The sequence below is a fragment of the Streptomyces sp. A01 genome (genome assembly GCF_059026195.1).
In genome coordinates this window covers 53,492-72,570 of record NZ_JBWLKN010000008.1, presented here as the reverse complement: position 1 = coordinate 72,570, position 19,079 = coordinate 53,492, and the positions used below count along the sequence as shown (strand labels likewise).

Sequence of the window (19,079 nt, the reverse complement as noted above, 5' to 3'; positions counted from 1 at the left end):
GGTCACCGGGCCACCTCGGGCAGCACCCGGCGCAGCAGGGTCTCCGGGAGCCCCCTGCGCCGCCACTCGCGGGGATAGCCGAGGGAGACCTCCTCGAACCGCACACCGTCCTCGGTGGTGACGCGCGGGATGTGGAGGTGACCGTAGATGACGGCGGCGGCGTTGAAGCGCCGGTGCCAGTCGGCGGTGAGCTTGGTGCCGCACCACAGCGCGAAGTCGGGGTAGTACAGCACCTCGGTGGGCAGCCGGGTGAGCGGCCAGTGGTTGATGAGCACAGGCGGGGCGGCGGGGTCGATCTCCGACAGCCGCCGCTCCGTCTCGGCCACCCGGGCCCGGCACCAGGCTTCCCTGCTCGGGTACGGGTCGGGGTGCAGGAAGTGCTCGTCGGTGCAGACCACGCCCGACTCGTAGGCGGCGGCCAGCGCCTCCGCCTGCGTGTGCCGGGGGTTGGCGCGGAAGGTGTAGTCGTACAGCGTGAAGACCGGGGCGATGGTGAGCGGCCCTGCGACGCCCTGCCACACCGCGTAGGGGTCCTCGGGCGTGCTGACGCCCAAGGAGCGGCACATCTCCACCAGGCGGTCGTAGCGCGCCACTCCGCGCAGTTCCAGGGGGTCCTTGGGGTGGCTCCACAGCTCGTGGTTGCCCGGCGCCCAGATCACCTTGGCGAACCGCTCGCTCAGCATCCGCAGGGTCCGCTCGATGTCCTCGAACACCTCGCCGACATCCCCGGCGACGATCAGCCAGTCTTCGTCGGAGTCCGGCCGCAGCTTCTCGGTGATGTCGCGGTTGTCCTGGTAGCTGACGTGCAGGTCGCTGACGGCGAGGAGTTCACCGTGGTGCCCGCCGCCCGTCACCGGGACGGCACCAGGGTCGCCGCGGTCCGCTCCACGGGACCGGCCGGGCCTGCGGCCCGCGTCAGCCGCCTTATGTCCACGCCGTCTTCGACGGGCGTACCGCGCATTCGTCTCTCCCGTTCTCGCCGCACCGTGCCGTGCGGGCGGCCGCCGACGTCCCGTACGGGCCGCGCCCCCGCGCGTGCCGGTGTCACGGTGACGGCAGCCCCCGACGGCCGTCGCACAAGGTCGTTTCCCGAAAGGATCGCATAGTGCGGCAGTTCGAGGCGAGCGACGAAGGTCACCCCTGCCCGGGCGTCAACCCTCCGTGGTGGGACCGTCTTCGGACTCCAGCGCCACCTGATGGGCCATCGCGCGGCGGGCTCTGAGCTGGAAGAGGCTGCCCGCCGAGGCCACCAGGAGGGAGACGGCGCAGCCGATCGCGATGGCGAGCCACCGGTTGCCGGCCGCGGCACTGCCGAGGTAACCGAGGCCGACCGAATAGCTCGCCCAGATCGACTCGGCGATGCCGGCACCGATGAGGTAGCGGTGCGCGGGGTAGCCGACGACACCGGCGCCGAGCGCGCCGATGAGGCGGCCACTGGGCAGGAAGCGTACGCCGATCACGAACGGCACCCCGTGCCGCTGGATCTGGCTCGCCGACCAGGCGAGCAGCGACTTGCGGCGTGTCCTGCGGTCGGCCCAGCGCTGTACGGGGCCGCTGAACCGGCTGCCGCACCAGTGCAGCAGCAGATCGCCGAGCAGCGCGCTCCCTGCGACGACCAGCAGGACCAGAACGATGTTGAGGCTGCCGCGTGACGCGAGCACCCCGCTGGTGACCAGCAGCGCCGAGTTCGGCACGAGGGGCGGCAGGGTGGTGATCACCAGCAGTGCGTAGGCCCAGGCGGCGCCGTCGGACAGCTCGCGTTCCAGGCCGTCCGCCAGTCCCCCGGCGAGCCCCGTTCCGTGCAGGAGTCCGAGGGCGGCCAGGGACTTCGTCACCGGTACGGCGTCCATCCGGCCACCTCTCGTCGGGTGCCACGGCAACGGCGGCACGCCCGTATAACAACGCTGACAACGGACCTCGTGCCAGGCAACACAAAATCAAGAAAGATAGGGGTACGAACTGATCCCTCTCACTTGTGGAGATCTGGCCGGGAACAGCCGCCGCCGGGGCCGCGAGCGCCGCACCGGGTCACACCGGCCTCGCCGTCGGCCTCGCCACCGGCCCGGGTGTCCGCGACCGGCTCCCGGCGGCGGCGAGCGTCAGCGGGCGGTGGCCCGCCCTGACAGCGGGGCGCGCCTCGCGGGGGCCCAGCGGTGGCGGGGGCCGTACCGGCCGTTAACCTCGCACCTGTGGTGGACAAAGTGCCCGCGGACTTCGAACGCGGAACGGACGGCCCGAAGGTCATCGTCGTCGGCCTGGACGGCTCGGAATCGTCATGGCGCGCGGCGGCCTACGCCGCCGGTCTGGCCAGGCGGCAGAACGCCCTGCTGGCCGTGGTCTACGTACAGCCCGTACTGGCCGCGGGCGCGACGCTGGGCGCTCCGGTCGTGGAGGCCACGGGCGAGATCGCCGAGGAGCTGATCGCGGAGATGCGGGCCGCCACGGAGCGGCTGCGGGGGGTCTTCGAGGTGCGCTGGGAGTTCCACACCTTCCGCGGCGACCCGTACAACGGCCTGGTGACGGCGGCCGAGCAGCTCAAGGCGGACGCGGTGGTGGTCGGCGTCTCCGAGCAGGCGGGGCACCGGATCATCGGCTCGGTCGCCCTCCGGCTCGTGAAGGCCGGGCGCTGGCCGGTGACCGTCGTTCCGTAGCGGCCCGCCGCCGCGGCCCGAGGGAGCGTGCGCCGCCCGGCTCGCGCGGCACGGTCGGGTAGGGCACGGTGGGAGGACAGACCAGCACCCAAGGGAGCCGGGAGTCGAAGATGTCCAACCACACCTACCGGGTGACCGAGATCGTCGGCACGTCGCATGAGGGCGTGGACGCGGCGATCCGCAACGGGATCAACCGCGCCTCGAAGACCGTGCGCAACCTCGACTGGTTCGAGGTCAAGGAAGTACGCGGGCAGATCGAGAATGGCGTGATCGAGCATTACCAGGTGGGTCTCAAGGTCGGTTTCCGGCTGGAGGACTCCGACTGACGCGTCGGGCGACGCCGGCTCCTGACCCCGCGCTCTCCCCGGCCCAGTGCCGGGGGCGGGCGTGGCGGGGTCAGCCGCGCGGCACGACGGTGGAGAGCGCGCCCGGCAGCGGGTACCAGTCGGCGGTCGCGAAGCTCGCGTGCCGGGAGGCCAGTTCGCCGACGCGGGCGCGGGCCTGCTGCTCGGTGGGGCGGGTGCCGTCGATCGCCGGGGGCACCTTGTGCGCGTCGGTCATGATGAGCAGGTAGTGCCGCTCGTCGTACCAGGCGGTGTCGATGCCGCTGCCCGCGTAGGTGGCCGCGTCGCCGTCGAACAGCACGAACCACGGCCGGATGGCGGCGTCCTGGTAGCGGGCGCGCGGGTCTCCCGCGACGGCACCGTGCACGGCGGGGAACGCGGTGGCCCGGCCCAGTTCGCCCCGGTCGGCCAGGTCGCGCAGGTGCGTCGCGTACTCGCGGTCGGTCCACAGCTTGTCCAGCGGGTTGTTCTCCTCGACGGTGCCGGGGATCAGCTCGACGATGAACTTGCCCGCGAGCGCGCCGCGCGTGGGCCAGCCCTTCGCCCGCACCGCCGCGTCCAGGCTGCCGTGTCCGGCCACGAGGTCAGCGGGCCGGTACAGCGCGTCGCCCAGGCCCGCGTCGAGCAGGGCGTCGAACTCGTCGGGGCCCCGGCCGCGCCGGTCGTTGAATCCGTCCTTCAGTTCGACCTTGAGCACGATGGGCCGGTGGCCGGGGTTCGCCTCGTGCCAGGCCCGCATGTCGGCCAGGCAGCCAGGCAGGCTCTGATCGCGGGGCAGGGTGCGGAGCTTGGCGGCGGAGTCCGCGTTCTCGCAGTTGTTGTCGTTGCCGAGCGGGTTGCTGTGCGAGACCCGCCACCGCGAGCTGAGACCGTTGGTCCATACGTCGAGTTCGAGCAGCGAGGCACCGGAGTCCAGCGCGTCGGCGAAGTACGGGTAGGAGCTCTTCTCGTACGCGTTGTGCACGCCGACCGAGGTGGTGGCGGAGAACGCCGGGTCGTCGGCCGCCGCCGCGCGCGCTCCCGCCGGTGCCGCGGCGACGGACAGTGCCGCCAGAGCCGCTATCGCCACCGTGCCCTGGTATGCCGCCTTGTTCATCCGTCCCGCCCTCACCGCCGCCGTCGTGATCGCGCGTCAGCGTACGGCAGCCGCCTCGGGAGCTGCCAGGAGGGAGGGGAACGGGGGCGGGGGACGGCCCCGGTCGTCGGCGGGGGCGATGACGGACCGGGGCCGCAGCTCCGCCGGGCTTGGCTGGAGCTGGTCTGGCTGGAGCTGGTCCGGGGCGGGCTGACCCGCGGCTCTGAAGGGCTCGCTGAGGGCAGGGAAGGCGGGCGGCTGCCTCAGCTGGGCGGGGCGTGGCCGGGGAAGTGGGCCAGTTCCGGGGTGGCGGTGTCCAGGGGCACCGAACCGGAGCGGACCAGTCCGAGCTGCACGCCCTGGCGCGGCAGCGCGGCGTCCAGCGCCCAGTCGGCCGCCACCCTGACCCGGTTTCCTGGCATGGCCATCAGGTGGTAGCCCCGGGTCACGGCGTTGGCCAGCGGGCCGGACAGCGGTACGTGCAGCGGGTTGGCGGCCGCCTCGGTCCCGCCGAGGTCCACGGTGAAGCCGAGATCGTGGTGCTTGTACGGGCGCTTGGTGCCGACGCCGCAGGACGCGGCGACGTTGTGGGCGGCGGTCTTGCCCTGGCGCCCGGCGTGCTGTGCGGTCATCGGCGTGTACTCACCGGGCTTGGTCAGGTCGGGGACGGCGGCCGCGTCACCGCAGGAGAACACCTCGGGATGGCCGGGCACGTTCAGGTACTGGTCGACGCACAGCCGCCCGCGCTCCGTGGGCAGGCCGAGACCGGCCACCAGCGGATCGGGCCGCACACCCACGCACCAGATCAGGGACCGCGTCTCCACGAACTCCCCGTCGTCGAGGAGCACGCCGTCAGGGGTTGCCTCCTTGACCGACGTCTTGGTCCGTACGTCCACGCCACGGGCCCGCAGGACCCGGTCAGCGGTGTCGGACAGGCGCCGGTCCAGCTCGGGCAGCACCCGGGGGGCCAGGTCGAGCAGCAGCCAGCGCGTCGGCGTGTTCCGCAGCCCGGCGTTCTGCCGGGTGAGCGCGTCGGTGTACGGCTTGCCGTGCGCGGCGACCTCCGTGCCCGTATAGCCCGCGCCGACCACCACGAAGGTGGACCGGCTGGCGCGCTCCCGGTCGTCGGCGGCGGCCCCGGCCAGTTCGATCTGCCGGGTCATGTGGTCACGCAAGTACAGCGCCTCCGGCATGCCGCGGAAGCCGTGCGCGTGCTCGGCGACGCCGGGGATCGGCAGCAGCTTGTTGACACTGCCGACGGTCAGCACCAGCCGGTCGTAGCGCAGCTCGCCGCGCCGCCCCTCGGGGTCGGTGTAGCCGACGGTGCGCGCGTCGAGGTCGACCGCGTCGGCTTCGCCGAGCACCAGGCGCACGCCCGGCAGGGTGCCGGTGAGCGACACCGAGACCCGGCGGGGCTCCAGGATTCCGGCCGCGACCTGCGGTAGCAGGGGCAGGTAGAGAAAATAGTCATTGGGGTTCACGAGCACGATCTCAGCGTTGCCCCGAGCGCTCCGGGACAGCTGGCGGGCGGTCTGGTAGCCAGCGAATCCGGCTCCGACGATGACGATCCGGACGGGCTTCACTCTCGGCTCCAAGGCTTCGGGGACGGCGGACCTTCCGCGACCGGTCGCGGACGTACCGGGTCCCCGCACGGCCCGGTGGCAAACGTCGGCGGGGCGGGGCGGGGACGGCGGACCGCGCGGACCGGTGCCGTACAGGCCGAGGTGGAGGCGGAGGCCACGGGCGAGGGCCACGCCGACACGTCCTCGGTCACCGCCCCGGTCACCGCCCCGGTCACCGCCCCGGTCACCGCCCCGGTCACCGCCCCGGTCACCGCCCCGGTCACCGCCCCGACCGCTGCTCCGACCGAGGCCGCGGCGGGCTCGGCGGGCTCGGCGGGCTCGGCGGGCTGACGCTCAGCGCGGAACACCCCCGTGGAACGCCCCGAGGTACGCCGCGCGAAGCGCCGCGCCCCCCTCAGTGATGGCCAGCGGCGAACGCGCGGACACTGGAGTCAGTTGACTCACGTGGAGGACTCATGACCGCCAGGAAACCGTTCAGTCCGCTGCCGCTCGCGGCCACCGCGCTCACCGGCGTGGTCGCCCTGTACATGGCGCTCGTGGCGTTCGGCAACATCACCGACTTCGGCACCAACCGCGCGTTCGTGCGCCACGTACTGGCGATGGACACGACGTTCAAGGACCCGGACCTGATGTGGCGGGCCATCGAGTCGGAGACGGTGGCGGACATCGCGTACGTCGCCATCATCGGGTGGGAGACAGCCGCCGCGCTGGTGCTGATCGCGGCGACCGTGGTGTGGGCCATGGCCCTGCGGCACGGCGGCGCGTCCCGGCACGGTGGCGTGTCGCGCGCCAGGCGGCTGAGTACCGTGGGCCTGCTGATGGTGCTGGTGCTGTTCGGCGGGGGCTTCATGGCGATCGGCGGCGAGTGGTTCGCCATGTGGCAGTCGGACGACTGGAACGGCCTTGACGCCGCCGCCCGCAACGTGGCACTCGCCGCCTTCGCGCTGCTGGTCGTCCATCTCCCGGTCAGGGACGAGGGCTGACGGCGCGCCGCGAACGTTCCCGGGCGCGGCAGGCCGCAGGCGCGGCGCCCGGCCTCACCACTGGATGCGCCTCACCACTGGATGCGGTAGTCGGTCAGCCAGTTCTCCGCGCCCGCCCCGCCCCGGTCGGTGCGGCGCGGCGCCCCGCTGCCGCCGGCCGCCCCGCTCGCCGGGCCTGGTGTGGTCTGGCGCGCCATGCGGGCGCTCGTGGCGACGGCCTTCTCCACCCGTTCGCGGCGCAGTTCCTCGTACGCGGCGAACGCCCGCCGCGGGCTGGGCCGGTCCCGCAGGCAGATGGCGAGGACGATGCCGTCCTCGATGGCCATCGAGGCGCCCTGGGCGGCGTTGGGGGTGGTCGCGTGCGCGGCGTCACCGATGACGACCATGGTGTCGGTGAACCAGGTGGGTGTGGAGGCGATGTCGTAGGAGTTGGAGCCGGTGATGTGGGCGCCGGTGGAGCGGATCACGTCGGCGGCGATGGTGTCGTCGTCGGAGAAGAGCCCTGCGACGCGGTCGCGCCACTGCGCCGGGGTGGTCGCGGCGAGCTCGGCCCTGGACAGCTCGGGCCCCGGCGCGTTGGCGAACCACCACACGCCGCCGTCCGGGGCGAGCGTGCAGCCGAAGAAGGCGCGCTTGCCGGAGATCATGGTGTACGTGTCGGCCGCGGGCGGGCGCGGGGCGGAGCGGGTGTAGCCGCATACGGTGTGCTGGCCCGCGTAGCGGGGGCGGGGTCCCGCGGGGTCGATGACGGCACGGGTGACGGAGTGGATGCCGTCCGCGCCGATGAGCAGGTCTCCTTCGGCGCGGCTGCCGTCGGCGAAGGAGGCGGCGACCCGCCCGTCGCTGAGCGTTTCGGCGGCGACGAGCCGCTTGCCGTAGTGGAGGGGTATGCCCCGCCTCGCCGCCTCGCGCTGCAGTTCCCGGTAGAGGACGGCGCGGCGCAGCGTGCGGGGCCCGAGGGCGCGCTCTCCGCGTTCGACGCCCGCGATGGGACGGGCTCCGACGCGCTCACCCGTATCGCTGAAGAACTCGACGCGCCCGGCGGGGAAGGAGTGCGCCAGCACGGGCGGGTGCGCGTCGATCACCCGGAGCGCTTCCAGGCCGTTGGCGAAGACGACGAGGAAGGCGCCCGCGTCGTCCGTGCCCCCTTGGTGGGCCTCGAAGACCTGTGCGTCGATGCCCGCCTTGTGCAGGGCCATCGCCGTCACGGCTCCCGCGATGCCGCCACCGATGATCAGGGCGTTGGTCATGGGCCGCTCCCCGTCGCGCTGCCGGCCGCGGCCCGGGCGGCCGCGGCTGCCCGTCCACCTTGGCCCTGGACAGTGGCCAGAACCAGACACCTTCGAGCCTGAGTTCGCCGTACGGGTGTCCTCAATGCGCCACGTACACGGCTTCGGCCCGGCGGCCGGATCGACGACACGCGGCGGCAGGCGGCGCGGACGCCCGGTGGCAGGGCCGCCTGTCACCCGGGCCGATGTCCCGCTGGCGTCCGGAGCAGCGGTGAAGGCCCTTGCGGGTGTTGTAGGTTGGGAGTTCTTACCGTCTTGCCGACCGGTGTGTACGCCACCCAGCCCCCGTTGTCTGCCCCCGATCCGAGATGGTGCTGCCCGCACCAACGATTCGGAGCCGATATGTCCCGGCGCGTGCCCGTCCTGGTCCTTGCCGTGTGCGCGGCTGCCCGGGTCACTGCCCTATGAGCGAGGCGGAGGGCTCCCCGCGCGACGAGCGGATCGCCGCCGCGCTGGTCGATCTGGCCGACACACTGATCGACGACTACGACCCGGCCGATCTGCTGCACCGGGTGAGCGGGTACTGCATGAACCTGCTGGACGTGCAGGATGTGGGCGTCATGCTCGCCCCGCCCGGTGGGTCACTGGAGCTGGTGGCGGCCTCGTCCGAGAACGTGCGCGTGGTGGAGCTGTTCGAACTCGACGCCGCCGAGGGCCCCTGCTTCAGCGCGTATCGCAGCGGCACCCCCGTAGACCATGCCGATCTGACCGTTCCCTCCACGCGGTGGCCCGGCTTCACCGCCCGCGCCCGGCAAGCCGGGTATCGCTCCGTGCACGCCACCCCGGTGCGGCTCCGGGAGGACACGATCGGTGTGCTGAACCTCTTCCGCAGCGAGCCCGGACCGCTGCTGCGGTCCGATCGCCGCATGAGCCGGGCGCTGGCCGGTATCACCGCGATCGTGCTTCTCCAGCAGCGCTCTCTGGAGCACTGCCGGACCCTGGGGCAGCAGCTCCAGCACGCGCTGACCAGCCGCACCCACATCGAACAGGCCAAGGGATTCCTCGCTGCGCAGCACGGCACCGATCCCCAGACCGCGTTCGAGCAGCTGCGCCGCCATGCCCGGTACCACCGCCTCAAGATCGTTTACCTCTCCCAGGACGTCATCAGCGGGACGACCGTCCTGCCTCCGCCCGGCCACTCGGGCTCAGCACCGACGTGAGCGCGTCCCGCCGCGCGGGCGCTGATGGTGCGGGTGGCCGGTGTCAGCTGATCAGGCCGGTCAGGAACATCAGCGCGCCGCCGAGGGCGGCCAGCGCGAGCGACAGCTGGACCAGCCGGTGCTTGCGCCAGGCGATGGCGCCGGCCCGTACGAGTTGACGGGTGAGTACGGGCAGTACGTCCCGCTCCCGCAGAGCACGCTGCAGCGCGACGGGGTCCCAGTGCCGTAGGTGACCGAAGTAGACGAAGTCCTGTGCCGCCTCGTCTCTTGCTCGCGCGGCACGCAGCCGGGGGGTGACGGCGAGCGCCGCGAGGACCGTCGCGAGCACCAGGGTCAGCACACCTGTCCAGTAGATGACCGGCACAGCGAGGCCGTGCCGGTTTCCGAGGGGCTGGCCGCTGGCGGACAGCGCCACGACGCCTCCCAGCGCGGCGGATTCCAGGGTGAGGGCGAACGACGCCTTGGCGTCCACCCGGGCCGTCCACTCACCGACGGCGGTGTGCACGCGCCAGGCCGTCTCGCGGGCCGTGTCCCCCTCCGGGCCGGGGTCTGTCACTCCGTCTCCTCCCCCGCCCCTGTCCGGGGCCGTTCGTCAGGGTGCGGGGACTCCTCGCGGTCGGGCCGGGCGGCGCGCCGGGGCGCGTCGCCGCCGAGCGCGTGGGACCGGCGGCGCAGCGCGTCGAGTCCGAAGCGCAGTGCGGTGTGGCGGGCCACGGTCGCCCGCAGGCCGGGGAGGCGGGCAGCGCGTTCGCGTACGGTGCGCTGCCTGCTCTCCTGGAGCCGCCGGACGGACTGCGCGAGGCTTTCGGTCTGCGTCTCGATGTGCTCGTCGAGCGCTCTGGTCAGGGCCTTGCCGTAGTCGCGCACCTGGTAGCCGAGGTCCTGTTCGGCCTGGCGGCGGCTGGCGTCGATCATCGGCAGTACCTGGTCCCGCAGCCGGGCCGTGGCCTCCCGGCGCTGGCGCGCCTCGGCTTCCGCACGGGCGAACCGGGAGCCGCCGACCCAGCCCGCGATCTGCCCGATGACCCCGCCGACGACGCCGCCCACCAGCGTGCCGATGACCGGCACGACGCTGCCGACCACCACGCCGATCGTGGCGCCGAGGCCACCGCCGGTCAGCCCGCCCGCCCAGGTCTCGCGCAAGCGGCGCCAGCCGGTGGCCGAGGGCGCGTCACCGCTTCCGGGAGCGGTGAGCACCGGCGCGAACGAGGAGTCGGCCGCGGCGGCCCGGATCGGGGCTGAGGTCTTCTCCGCGTACCGGGTGGCGAGGTCGTCAGTGATGGCCAGGAGAGCGCGGTGGGCGCGCTGTGCGGCGTCCACAAGGCCCTCCGAGGCCGTGCGGACCAGCGCGCCCGGGTCGGCGGTGGCCTGGTCGCTCTCGCTGCTCTGCTTGAACGCGGCGCGTACCGCGTCGATATCGGCGGCCAGGGCGCCGCGCACGGGGCGGGCCGCCGCCTCCAGTTCCTCCTGGAGCTCCCGCCTCCAGCGGCTGCCGCCGGAGCCGAGGTGCCGTGCCTCGTCCTGTGCGCGCTGGAGTTCGGCCTCGACCTGGGCCAGGGAGGACTCGTCGTGGAGGGCGGCGAGTTCGTTGAGCACGGGCGCCTCGACGTCGGTGAGGGCCGCCAGCAGGTCGTCGAGCGCGCCCTGTACGGCGGCGGCGCCGCAGGTGACGGCCAGTCCCTCCCAGACTTCGGCCTCCAGCTCCGGGAAGCCGGAAGCGACGAGCAGCGCGGGGTCCTCGTCCTCCAGCGCGTCCCACTTGCGGAACGCGGAGACGGCGATCACCGTGAGGTCGCCGGGCGGGACGGCCGCGACGGCCGCGATACGGCGGCGCGCCTCGGTGACGACGGGCGCCGGGTCCACGACCCGGTCGGCCATGGTGATGGCGGTGACGATGACCGGGCACTGGGTCAGCGCGTGGGCGAGGAAGTCGAGTTCGACGGTCGTCAGCGGCTCGACGGCGGCGCCGACGAACAGCACGGCGTCCGCGTTCGGCAGGAAGGCCCGGGTGGCCGCCGTGTGGGCGGGGTTGACGCTGCCGGCTCCGGGGGTGTCGACGAGGACGAGGCCGGTCGCCAGCTGCGGGACCGGCGCCTCCAGCTCGATGCGGTCGATGTGCTTGGTGTTACCGGGGTTGGCCTGCTCGGTGGCGTACTCGTACACCTCGTCCAGAGGGACCTCGAAGGGCTCGGGAGAGGTGGCCGCCCCGCCCCGGAAGGGCGGGTTCGGCGAGCGGGTAGACGACCGCTCTTTCCTTCGCGCCCCAGCGCAGGGTGACGACCAGCGCCGTCGTCACGTCCACGTCCACGGGAAACAGCCCGGGGCGTTCAACCAGCGCGTTGAGCAGGCTGGACTTGCCGCGCCGGAACTCCCCGCAGACGACGACGTGGTAACGGCCCGCCGCGAGCCGGTCCCGGCTCTGCGCGAGCATGCCGCGCCGGGTGGCGGGCAGCGCGTCGCCCAGCACCGCGAGCGCGTGGGGAAGATCTCCCGGGTCTCTGCCCTGAGCTGGTCGAACACCGCCCCCCTGCCGCAAGGCGGGAGTCCCGCAGGGCAAGTACTGCCGCCAGGACCAGGGCGACGGCGCCCTGCTGCTCTTCCCGCCGGGTATCGACGAGGCGCGGGCGGTGCCGCGCTCGGTGCTCGCCATGTGCGCGGCGCTGGGCGCTCTGAACTCGTCCCCCGACACCGGCGGCCGCATCCGGCTCCGGTTCGCCCTCGCCCAGGGCCTGGTCCACGAGGCCAGCACCGGCTACGTCGGTGACGCGGTGGTCCTGGCGGCCCGGCTGCTGGACTGCGACGAACTGCGCGCCGCGCTGACCGGCGCCCTTGGCAGTGATGTGGTCATCGCGGTGGCCGACGACCTGTACCGCGATGTGCTGCGGCACGGCTACGACAAGCTCCCCGCGCGGGTGTTCGCCCGCTTCAGTGCGACGCTTCCGGCCAAGACCTTCGCGGCCGAGGCGTGGATGTTCGTCCCGCCGTCCGAGCGGGGCCGCGGGCTGCCGCGCTATCCGGGCCCGCGTGACCCGGCGACGCGGCTGGCACAACGAGCCTTTTGGGCATCGGTCCTGGTCATCGGTGGCGCGACCCTGAGTCAGGGCAACGGCCACCCCGACCCGTCCACCGACACCGGCACCCTCCCCGAGGGCGGCGGGTCCCCTCCTGGTTCCGGGGAGTCGGCGGGTCCGGAGCGGCCCGGGGAGCGCACTGCCGACGCACCGCCGCCCGCTCCCCCGCCACCGCTGCCCCCGCCGGAGCCCTCGCACGCCGACGAGGAGCCGTTCGTCCACCAACCGGCCCTTCCCCCGCCCGGGGACCTTCCGCCCTCCGCGTCAGCGCCCGCGGAGTACGCGGTCCCGGAGCTGGCTCCGCCGACGTACGACCTCCCCGAGTTCGCCCCCGGGGACTGGCAGTTCGACGAGGGCCCGCTGCCCGACCTGGACATGCCTGACCTGGATCTCGGTGACGGCACACCCGACTGGTGAGGCGCGGGGCCCGTGCCGCGAGGCTGACGTACGCCCCTCCGGCGCGTCCCGCCCGCGAGGCACGGCCGCCAGGGCCCCGGAGGAGGATCGGCTCGCGGGGCCTCCGACGGGATGCGGCCATCGCCTCGGCCAGCGGATGGGGCTGGCGGGTCCCCCGGGGCAGGGCAGGCCGGGGACACGCCGCGCCGCGCGGGCATGTGCCGCGTCTGACCCCCGCCGAGCTGGGGACTTGAGCCGCGCCCCGCACCGCCCCGGCACCTCGGCCCGGCATCGGTTCATCGGCCCGAATCTCCCGCTGCCCCCGGTGATTCCCGCCGAGTAGCGTCTGGTTCCCCCTGTCCCGTATGGAGGATGCGATCCATGAGCGACAGCGCGACCGACACAGGGCGGTTCCACCGGTATTCGATGTACGAGAAATACGAGGGTGGCAGCCCGGAGGCGGAACGGAAGACCTTCGAGAAGCTGGCGCGGGACATCATGCGCGTACAGCTGGCCAACCGGCGCGGTGCCGAGCGGCCCACGAGAGCCTTCCACGCCAAGGCGGCCCTGGGAACGGAGAAGGCCCGGCTGCGTTTCCACGACAGCCTTCCCGAGGACCTGCGGGTGGGCTATGCCCAGCCCGGCGCCGAATACCGGGCGACCGCGCGGCTGTCGAACGCCAGCGGAATACCCCAGCCCGACGCCGCGCCCGACCTGCATGGCGCGGCCGTGCGCGTGGAGGTGTCGGGCGAGGAGAGCCACGATCTCCTGATGACGAGCTTCCCGGTCTCGCATGCCCGCGACGCACGGGAGTTCGTCGCGTTCGCCAAGGCGATGGCGGGTGCCCGCAGCCCCGTGGAGAAGGCGTTCGGCCTCTTCGTCAAACTGCCGCTGACCGTGGGGCTGGCCGCCGCGACCCGGATGCGCCGCACTGTGCGGGCCGCGACCCGGAACCCGGCGGGGAGTCTCGCCCGCGAGACGTACTGGAGCCGGGGCGCGGTGCTGTGGGGCGAAGCGGGCCCCGTGCAGTACCAGCTGCGGCCCGCCCCGGGCGGCGCCCCGGCGCCGAAGCCCGACCGCGCCGACCCCGACCGTCTCCGCCGTGAACTGGCCGCCCGGCTCGCGCGGTCCGACGTCGCCTTCGAGCTGTGTGTCCAGCGGTACGTGGATGAGGAGCGCACTCCCGTCGAGGACGGCTCGGTGGAGTGGCGGGACGCCGTCTCGCCGGTCGTCCCCGTCGCCTTGCTGACCGTGCCACGCCAGGACCTCGACACCGCCGAGGCGCTGTCGGCGGCCCGCAGGGTGGAGCGGCTTGAGTTCAACCCGTGGCACACCACCGAGGACTTCCGCCCGCTCGGCAACCTCAACCGGGCCCGCAAGGTCGCCTACCAGGCCAGTGCCGCACACCGGCTCGGCGCCAGGTTCGCCGTCGAGGAGCCGCGCCGCAACACGGTCCTCGGCGTGCCGCTGCGGGCGGCTTTCGGTCTCGTCAACCGCCTGGTGCCCTGGCACCGGCTGCCGGTCCAGATCGGGCTGCTGAACCTCGTCGCGCTGCGCCAGGCGCTGCGCCGCCACAACCTGATCGACACGGAGACGCGTGAGGCGCCGCCGAACCCGGTGCCGGTGCCGCCCGCGCCCGTCGATGAGAGCCTGCGCGTCGCGCGTTCCTACGACGGGACGGCCAACGACCTGTCGGAGCCGGGCATGGGCGCCGTCGGCTCGGCCTTCGGCCGCAACCTGAAACCGGTCTACCGGCCGGACCTGTTCGACACGCCGAACCCGGTGACGGTCAGCGAACAGCTGCTGCGCCGCGACACGTTCCGCCCCGCCCGGTCGCTCAACATCCTCGCCGCCTCGTGGATTCAGTTCCAGGTGCACGACTGGGTCAACCACCGCCGCCACCCGGTCGGCGGCAAGAGCGTCGAGGTGCCGCTGCCGCCAGGCCGCGGCTGGCAGAACACCCCCGACGGGCCGGAAGAGCGCGTCATGCGCTTCGCGGAGAACGTGGGCATCGAGCAGCCCGGCGGCCGGCCTCCGATCCTCTTCTCCAACGCGGCCTCGCCCTGGTGGGACGGCTCCGAGGTGTACGGGGGCGACGAGCAGACCGCGAAGTCGCTGCGCGACGCCGACGGCGGGGCCGCGCTGCGCCTGGAGGACGGCCATCTGCCCATCGGCGCGGGCGGCATACCGCTGACCGGCTTCAACGAGAGCTGGTGGCTGGGCCTCAGTGTGATGCACACGCTCTTCGCGCGGGAGCACAACGCGGTCTGCGAGGCGCTGCGGCACGCCTACCCGTCGATGAGTGAGGACCAGATCTACCGCACGGCGCGGCTGGTGGTCGCCGCCCTGATCGCGAAGATCCACACCGTTGAGTGGACCCCGGCGATCCTCGCCACCGAGGCCATCGACATCGGGCTGAAGACCAACTGGCATGGCCCGCCGAGCAACTGGCTCACCAAGCTCGGGCTGTGGCTGTTCGAGGCGCACGCCCTGACGGGCATCCCCAAGACGCTGCCGGACCACCACCAGGTGCCGTACTCGCTCACGGAGGACTTCGTGACCGTGTACCGCATGCATCCGCTCATCCCGGACGACTTCGAGTTGCGCGAGCACCACTTCGGGCAGCGGCTTGAGACCCTGGGTTTCAACGATGTGCGGGGTGTGGCGTCCGAAGGCGTCTTCCGTAAGACGGGCCTGTCCAACACCCTGTACTCGCTGGGCATCGCCCATCCCGGCGCCATCACGCTGAACAACTTCCCGCACGCGTTACGGCGCTTCGAACGGGACGGCGAGTTCATCGACCTGTCAGTGGTGGACCTGGTCAGGACCCGGCGGCGCGGCGTGCCCCGGTACAACGACTTCCGTGAGGGGCTGCGCAAGGGACGCGTCAGCAGCTTCGACGAGCTGTCCCGAGATCCCGAGACGGCCGCACGGCTGGCGGACGTCTACCGCTCGGTCGACGAGATCGACACCATGGTCGGCCTGTTCGCCGAGAACCCGCCGGACGGCTTCGGCTTCAGCGACACCGCGTTCCGCGTCTTCATCCTGATGGCGACGCGGCGGTTGCGGAGCGACCGGTTCCTGACGGTCGACTTCCGTCCCGAGGTGTACACACCGCTCGGGACGGACTGGGTGGAGCAGGGCAGCATGACGTCGGTCATCCTGCGGCACGCACCCGAACTCGCGGGCCTGCTGCCACGCGACGCGAGCGCCTTCGCGCCGTGGCGGCCCGTACAGCCCGCCCGTGACACGGGCGTCAGCGACGCGTAGCGGAAAGGAGGTCAGGTCACACGAGACGCCCCCCAGGCGACCCCTCGGCACCTTAAGGTGGCGCCGGGGGGTCTGCCACTGGGGAGGGGCGAACCATGCGGGGCGGGAAGGTGGTTGGCGGCGTCGTCGCCGTGTCGGCGACGCTGGCCGTGCTGGCTGGGCTGACGGGATTGGCCGGGTGTTCGTCGTCGGACGACGACTCGGGGAAGGCGAAGAGGAGCGGCGGTCCGTCCTCCGCCGGTGACGCGGGCAAGGGGCCGAAGAGCGCGGCGAGCCCGACGCCGACCGGCGGCGCGTTCACCGCGAATCCGGAGAAACTGCCGCACAGCTCGCCCGACGCGTTGCGGCTGGCCCGCGCGATCGCGGTCGAGCCCAGCGCGTTCGGCGCGGGTTTCATACGGCAGAGCGCCTTCGAGGACGACACCGGCCAGTGGGCCGTGCTCGGCCCGACGTGCGTATGGCAGCGCGAGAAGCTGCCGTCCGGAGTGCTGACGAGCCTGGCCCAGCACAGCGTGCTCCCGGCCCGGGGAGGGAAGGGTGCCGTGAAGGCGGTCACCGTGGTCTCCGTACACGGCGGCGCCGACAGCGCCGACCAGGAGATGGCGACCACCTTGGAGGAGGTCCTTCGCTGCCCCGAGCAGCAGCTGAGCGGGGACGAGCAGATCAGCGGACTGTCCTCCGCCGGCAGCCCCTGGGGCAAACGCGGGCAGCGGTCCTCCGACGACATGATCTGGGAATCGGGGCAGTACACCAGCCGGTCGGCGGGCGGCCCCCACCCGTACGAGTGGGCGACCGCCCGCCTCGGTCCCGTCACGCTGTCCGTGACGGTCAAGGGCAGCGAGGGGCACAGCGAGGAGGAGCTGGACGACATGCTGCGCACGCCGCTGGTGGAGATGATGTCGAACACCGAGAAGGAACTGGCGTGAGAAGGCCCCGCGCTGGTGAGCGCCGTCGTACCGGTGACCCTGTGGGCGGAGGACACCTCTGATGCGGCCGTTACGCTCCGCCGATCCCTCCCGGGTCGCTGACCTCCGCCTGCTCGGCCGCCTCGGGGCAGGCGGCATGGGCGTCGTCTATCTCGGCCGCTCCACCGGCGGCGGCCTGCTCGCCGTCAAGGTGATCCACCCCGAGCACGCGGGCGATCCGGGCTTCCGCACCCGCTTCCGCCGTGAGGTCGCCGCCGCCCGGCGGGTGGACAGCCGCTGGGTGGTGCCCGTCACCGAAGCGGACACCGAGGCGGACGCCCCCTGGCTCGCGTCGGCCTACGTCCCCGGCCCCTCCCTCAGCGAAGCGGTCGGTGCGCAGGGGCCGCTCCCGGCCCGTGCGGTACGGGCGCTCGGCGCGATGCTGGCCGAGGGGCTGGAGTCCGTGCATGGAGCGAGGCTCGTCCACCGGGACGTCAAGCCGGGCAATGTGCTGCTCGCGCTCGACGGGCCCCGGCTCATCGACTTCGGCATCGCCCGCGCCCTGGACGACACCGCGATCACCACGACCGACATGGTCATCGGCTCCCCCGGCTTCCTCTCTCCCGAGCAGGCCCAGGCCGCGGGCAGCGAGATCGGGCCGCCCAGTGACGTCTTCTCCCTCGGCTGTGTGCTCGCCTACGCGGCCACCGGCCGTCCGCCGTTCGGCACCGGCGACGCCGCCGCGATGCTGTACCGCACCGTCCACGACCCGGCGGATCTGAGCGGTGGGCCCGATGACCTGCTGCCGCTGCTGGAGCGGTGCCTGGACAAGGACGCCCGGGGCCGCCCGGACGCCGCCTGGGTCCGCCGCGAACTGACGGAGGTCGGCGCCCCCGACGGCCCCGCCGACTGGCTTCCCGACCCCCTGATGCTCCTGGTGGCGCGGCGCTCGGCGGACGTCCTCGCGCTGCCGGACGCCGAGCCCGCCCCTGCCCGCCCGGCCGTCCCGGCCACGGACGAGGTCGAGCCGGCTGAGGGAGCCACCGCCGTGGCCGCCACCGGACCGTCACGGCGCCGGTTCTTCGGCGCGTCGGGCGGCGCGGTGCTGGCCGTCGGCGGCGGGTTCGCCACCTGGGCCGCGCTCCGCGACGACGACGACGATGACGGCGCCCCCGGCGGGACGGGGCTTCCCGTGCGCACCATCGGCCTGCACGCCGACCTGAGCGGGGAGCACGCCGCCTCCGGCGACGCGCAGCGCACCGGCCTGCGGTTGGCGGTCGACCAGTTCAACGCCCGTGACGGCAAGCCGTTCGAACTGCGGCTGAAGACCGCCGACGACGGTGGCCGCGCGGACCGGGCGGCGGCCGCCGCCAAGAAGCTCGCCGCCGACCGCTCGGTGCTCGCCGTCATCGGTCCCACCACGGACGACGCCGCCGCGGAGGCGGTCGGCGTCTACGACGAGGCGCTGCTCCCGATGCTGGGCGTGTCCTTCGGCGCCTTCCTGGCGAGCTCGCTGCCCACCCGGTCGGTGGTCCTCACCAGGCCGGACGACCGCTTCCACGCGACCCCCATCGCGCCGTACCTGCACACCGTGACGAAGTCCCGCAGGACCGGGGTGATCGATGACCGCAACGCGGACAACTACAGCTGGATGACCACCCGCGCCCTCGCGGGCTCCCTGCGGATTCCCGGGCACACCGTCGTGCCGCGCGTCGTGCGGTCGCTGTCCCGGGACTACCGGCCGATCGTGCGGTACCTCCTGGACCAGGAGGTGGACTCGATCATGTTCGGCGGCTACGCGCACGGCGCGGCGGAAGTGGCGCGGGAGCTGCGGAAGGCGGGCTTCACCGGCCCCCGGGTGGCCACCCAGGCGGCCCTCGATCCCCTGTTCCTCACGGAGGCCGGGGAGGCGGCGGAGGGCTGGACGGTGACCTCGACCTTCATCGACCCGGCAGCGACGCCCAGGGCCGCGCGCTTCACCGCCGCGTACCGCGAGCGCTTCGAGAGCGCCCCGCCCTACCTGGCCGCCGAGGCGTACGACGCGGCCAACCTCGTCATCCGCACCCTCGGCGAACTGGCCGGGGGCGGCGGCGGGTCCGGCGGCGCGAACGGCACCGGCGGTGGCGGCAAGCGCTCGCCGAAGCCGACGGCGAGCGCGGCGGCCACGGCGCCGCCGAGCCGCAAGGAGCTGCTGGCGCGGCTGCGCCGGGCGACGTACCAGGGGATCGGGAAGAAGCTCGCCTTCGACCCGAGGACCGGCACGTACAACACCCCGGGCGGCGCGTACTTCTACCAGGTCAAGCGCGGCCGGTTCCAGTTCGTCGGTGACGCCCCGTCCGGGAGGGCGTAGGC

At 73.2% G+C, this 19,079-nt stretch carries 17 protein-coding genes; 9 read left to right on the top strand and 8 right to left on the bottom strand.

Features of this window, described 5'->3' with window-relative positions:
• Positions 1-2: 2 nt before the first annotated feature.
• Both AC5P1B_RS12930 and AC5P1B_RS12925 read right to left on the bottom strand, forming a co-directional pair.
• Positions 3-854 carry a metallophosphoesterase family protein gene (locus AC5P1B_RS12930; RefSeq protein WP_493887094.1) on the bottom strand — a complete coding sequence of 284 codons (852 nt, stop codon included), beginning with the start codon at positions 852-854 and terminating at the stop codon, positions 3-5.
• A 297-nt stretch (positions 855-1,151) separates the two neighbouring features.
• The gene (locus tag AC5P1B_RS12925; RefSeq protein ID WP_493887093.1) at positions 1,152-1,850 is read right to left on the bottom strand and encodes a DedA family protein; all 699 of its coding nucleotides are present in this window, start codon (positions 1,848-1,850) and stop codon (positions 1,152-1,154) included.
• Positions 1,851-2,189: 339 nt separating this feature from the next.
• Between AC5P1B_RS12925 and AC5P1B_RS12920 the strand changes: the two genes are divergently transcribed.
• Together AC5P1B_RS12920 and AC5P1B_RS12915 are read left to right on the top strand one after the other, a co-directional pair.
• Positions 2,190-2,651: a universal stress protein gene (locus AC5P1B_RS12920; protein WP_493887092.1), complete on the top strand. Its 462-nt coding sequence runs from the start codon at positions 2,190-2,192 to the stop codon at positions 2,649-2,651.
• A gap of 110 nt (positions 2,652-2,761) precedes the next feature.
• Positions 2,762-2,977, top strand: coding sequence for a dodecin (locus AC5P1B_RS12915; protein WP_493887091.1), 216 nt, complete (start codon positions 2,762-2,764; stop codon positions 2,975-2,977).
• A gap of 70 nt (positions 2,978-3,047) precedes the next feature.
• Here AC5P1B_RS12915 and AC5P1B_RS12910 read toward each other — a convergent pair whose 3' ends face one another.
• Positions 3,048-4,091: a phosphatidylinositol-specific phospholipase C domain-containing protein gene (locus AC5P1B_RS12910; RefSeq protein WP_493887090.1), complete on the bottom strand. Its 1,044-nt coding sequence runs from the start codon at positions 4,089-4,091 to the stop codon at positions 3,048-3,050.
• A gap of 242 nt (positions 4,092-4,333) precedes the next feature.
• A complete protein-coding gene (locus AC5P1B_RS12905) occupies positions 4,334-5,653 on the bottom strand; it encodes an NAD(P)/FAD-dependent oxidoreductase (RefSeq protein ID WP_493887089.1) in 1,320 nt (439 codons plus the stop codon).
• Positions 5,654-5,728: 75 nt separating this feature from the next.
• On the opposite strand from AC5P1B_RS12905, the gene AC5P1B_RS12900 reads away from it, so the two are divergent.
• The gene (locus AC5P1B_RS12900; RefSeq protein WP_493887088.1) at positions 5,729-5,983 is read left to right on the top strand and encodes a hypothetical protein; all 255 of its coding nucleotides are present in this window, start codon (positions 5,729-5,731) and stop codon (positions 5,981-5,983) included.
• 125 nt (positions 5,984-6,108) lie between these two features.
• Positions 6,109-6,636, top strand: coding sequence for a DUF2165 domain-containing protein (locus AC5P1B_RS12895; RefSeq protein ID WP_493887087.1), 528 nt, complete (start codon positions 6,109-6,111; stop codon positions 6,634-6,636).
• 71 nt (positions 6,637-6,707) lie between these two features.
• Here AC5P1B_RS12895 and AC5P1B_RS12890 read toward each other — a convergent pair whose 3' ends face one another.
• The gene (locus AC5P1B_RS12890) at positions 6,708-7,886 is read right to left on the bottom strand and encodes an FAD-dependent monooxygenase (RefSeq protein WP_493887086.1); all 1,179 of its coding nucleotides are present in this window, start codon (positions 7,884-7,886) and stop codon (positions 6,708-6,710) included.
• A gap of 443 nt (positions 7,887-8,329) precedes the next feature.
• Here AC5P1B_RS12890 and AC5P1B_RS12885 point away from each other — a divergent pair, with 443 nt between their 5' ends.
• Complete coding sequence (locus AC5P1B_RS12885) at positions 8,330-9,085, top strand: GAF and ANTAR domain-containing protein (RefSeq protein ID WP_493887085.1); 756 nt, start codon at positions 8,330-8,332, stop codon at positions 9,083-9,085.
• A 43-nt stretch (positions 9,086-9,128) separates the two neighbouring features.
• Here AC5P1B_RS12885 and AC5P1B_RS12880 read toward each other — a convergent pair whose 3' ends face one another.
• From AC5P1B_RS12880 to AC5P1B_RS12870, 3 genes are read right to left on the bottom strand one after another with little or no spacing between them, the layout of a single operon-like run.
• Positions 9,129-9,641, bottom strand: coding sequence for a Pycsar system effector family protein (locus tag AC5P1B_RS12880; RefSeq protein ID WP_493887083.1), 513 nt, complete (start codon positions 9,639-9,641; stop codon positions 9,129-9,131).
• On the bottom strand, positions 9,638-11,248 hold the full coding sequence (locus AC5P1B_RS12875) for a dynamin family protein (protein ID WP_493887082.1): 1,611 nt from the start codon (positions 11,246-11,248) through the stop codon (positions 9,638-9,640). Before AC5P1B_RS12875 ends, AC5P1B_RS12880 begins: the two co-directional genes overlap by 4 nt.
• Entirely contained in the window at positions 11,211-11,735 is a 525-nt protein-coding gene (locus tag AC5P1B_RS12870) for a dynamin family protein (RefSeq protein ID WP_493887080.1), read from the bottom strand. Before AC5P1B_RS12870 ends, AC5P1B_RS12875 begins: the two co-directional genes overlap by 38 nt.
• Between AC5P1B_RS12870 and AC5P1B_RS12865 the strand changes: the two genes are divergently transcribed.
• From AC5P1B_RS12865 to AC5P1B_RS12850, 4 genes are all read left to right on the top strand, one after another.
• Positions 11,713-12,573 carry a hypothetical protein gene (locus AC5P1B_RS12865; protein WP_493887078.1) on the top strand — a complete coding sequence of 287 codons (861 nt, stop codon included), beginning with the start codon at positions 11,713-11,715 and terminating at the stop codon, positions 12,571-12,573. The genes AC5P1B_RS12870 and AC5P1B_RS12865 overlap by 23 nt on opposite strands.
• 360 nt (positions 12,574-12,933) lie before the next feature.
• Positions 12,934-15,822, top strand: coding sequence for a peroxidase family protein (locus AC5P1B_RS12860; RefSeq protein ID WP_493887076.1), 2,889 nt, complete (start codon positions 12,934-12,936; stop codon positions 15,820-15,822).
• A 95-nt stretch (positions 15,823-15,917) separates the two neighbouring features.
• The gene (locus tag AC5P1B_RS12855; protein ID WP_493887074.1) at positions 15,918-16,748 is read left to right on the top strand and encodes a hypothetical protein; all 831 of its coding nucleotides are present in this window, start codon (positions 15,918-15,920) and stop codon (positions 16,746-16,748) included.
• A gap of 61 nt (positions 16,749-16,809) precedes the next feature.
• Positions 16,810-19,077 (top strand): bifunctional serine/threonine-protein kinase/ABC transporter substrate-binding protein, encoded by a 2,268-nt coding sequence (locus tag AC5P1B_RS12850; RefSeq protein WP_493887072.1) that lies wholly within the window; start codon positions 16,810-16,812, stop codon positions 19,075-19,077.
• Positions 19,078-19,079 lie beyond the last annotated feature (2 nt).

Bases quoted from the DNA above. Each gene is read 5' to 3' on its own strand.
- AC5P1B_RS12855 (WP_493887074.1), top strand. From the start codon at position 15,918: ATGCGGGGCGGGAAGGTGGTTGGCGGCGTCGTCGCCGTGTCGGCGACG.
- AC5P1B_RS12870 (WP_493887080.1), bottom strand. From the start codon at position 11,735: ATGGCGAGCACCGAGCGCGGCACCGCCCGCGCCTCGTCGATACCCGGC.
- AC5P1B_RS12885 (WP_493887085.1), top strand. From the start codon at position 8,330: ATGAGCGAGGCGGAGGGCTCCCCGCGCGACGAGCGGATCGCCGCCGCG.
- AC5P1B_RS12860 (WP_493887076.1), top strand. From the start codon at position 12,934: ATGAGCGACAGCGCGACCGACACAGGGCGGTTCCACCGGTATTCGATG.
- AC5P1B_RS12915 (WP_493887091.1), top strand. From the start codon at position 2,762: ATGTCCAACCACACCTACCGGGTGACCGAGATCGTCGGCACGTCGCAT.
- AC5P1B_RS12890 (WP_493887086.1), bottom strand. From the start codon at position 7,886: ATGACCAACGCCCTGATCATCGGTGGCGGCATCGCGGGAGCCGTGACG.
- AC5P1B_RS12925 (WP_493887093.1), bottom strand. From the start codon at position 1,850: ATGGACGCCGTACCGGTGACGAAGTCCCTGGCCGCCCTCGGACTCCTG.
- AC5P1B_RS12850 (WP_493887072.1), top strand. From the start codon at position 16,810: ATGCGGCCGTTACGCTCCGCCGATCCCTCCCGGGTCGCTGACCTCCGC.
- AC5P1B_RS12895 (WP_493887087.1), top strand. From the start codon at position 6,109: ATGACCGCCAGGAAACCGTTCAGTCCGCTGCCGCTCGCGGCCACCGCG.
- AC5P1B_RS12910 (WP_493887090.1), bottom strand. From the start codon at position 4,091: ATGAACAAGGCGGCATACCAGGGCACGGTGGCGATAGCGGCTCTGGCG.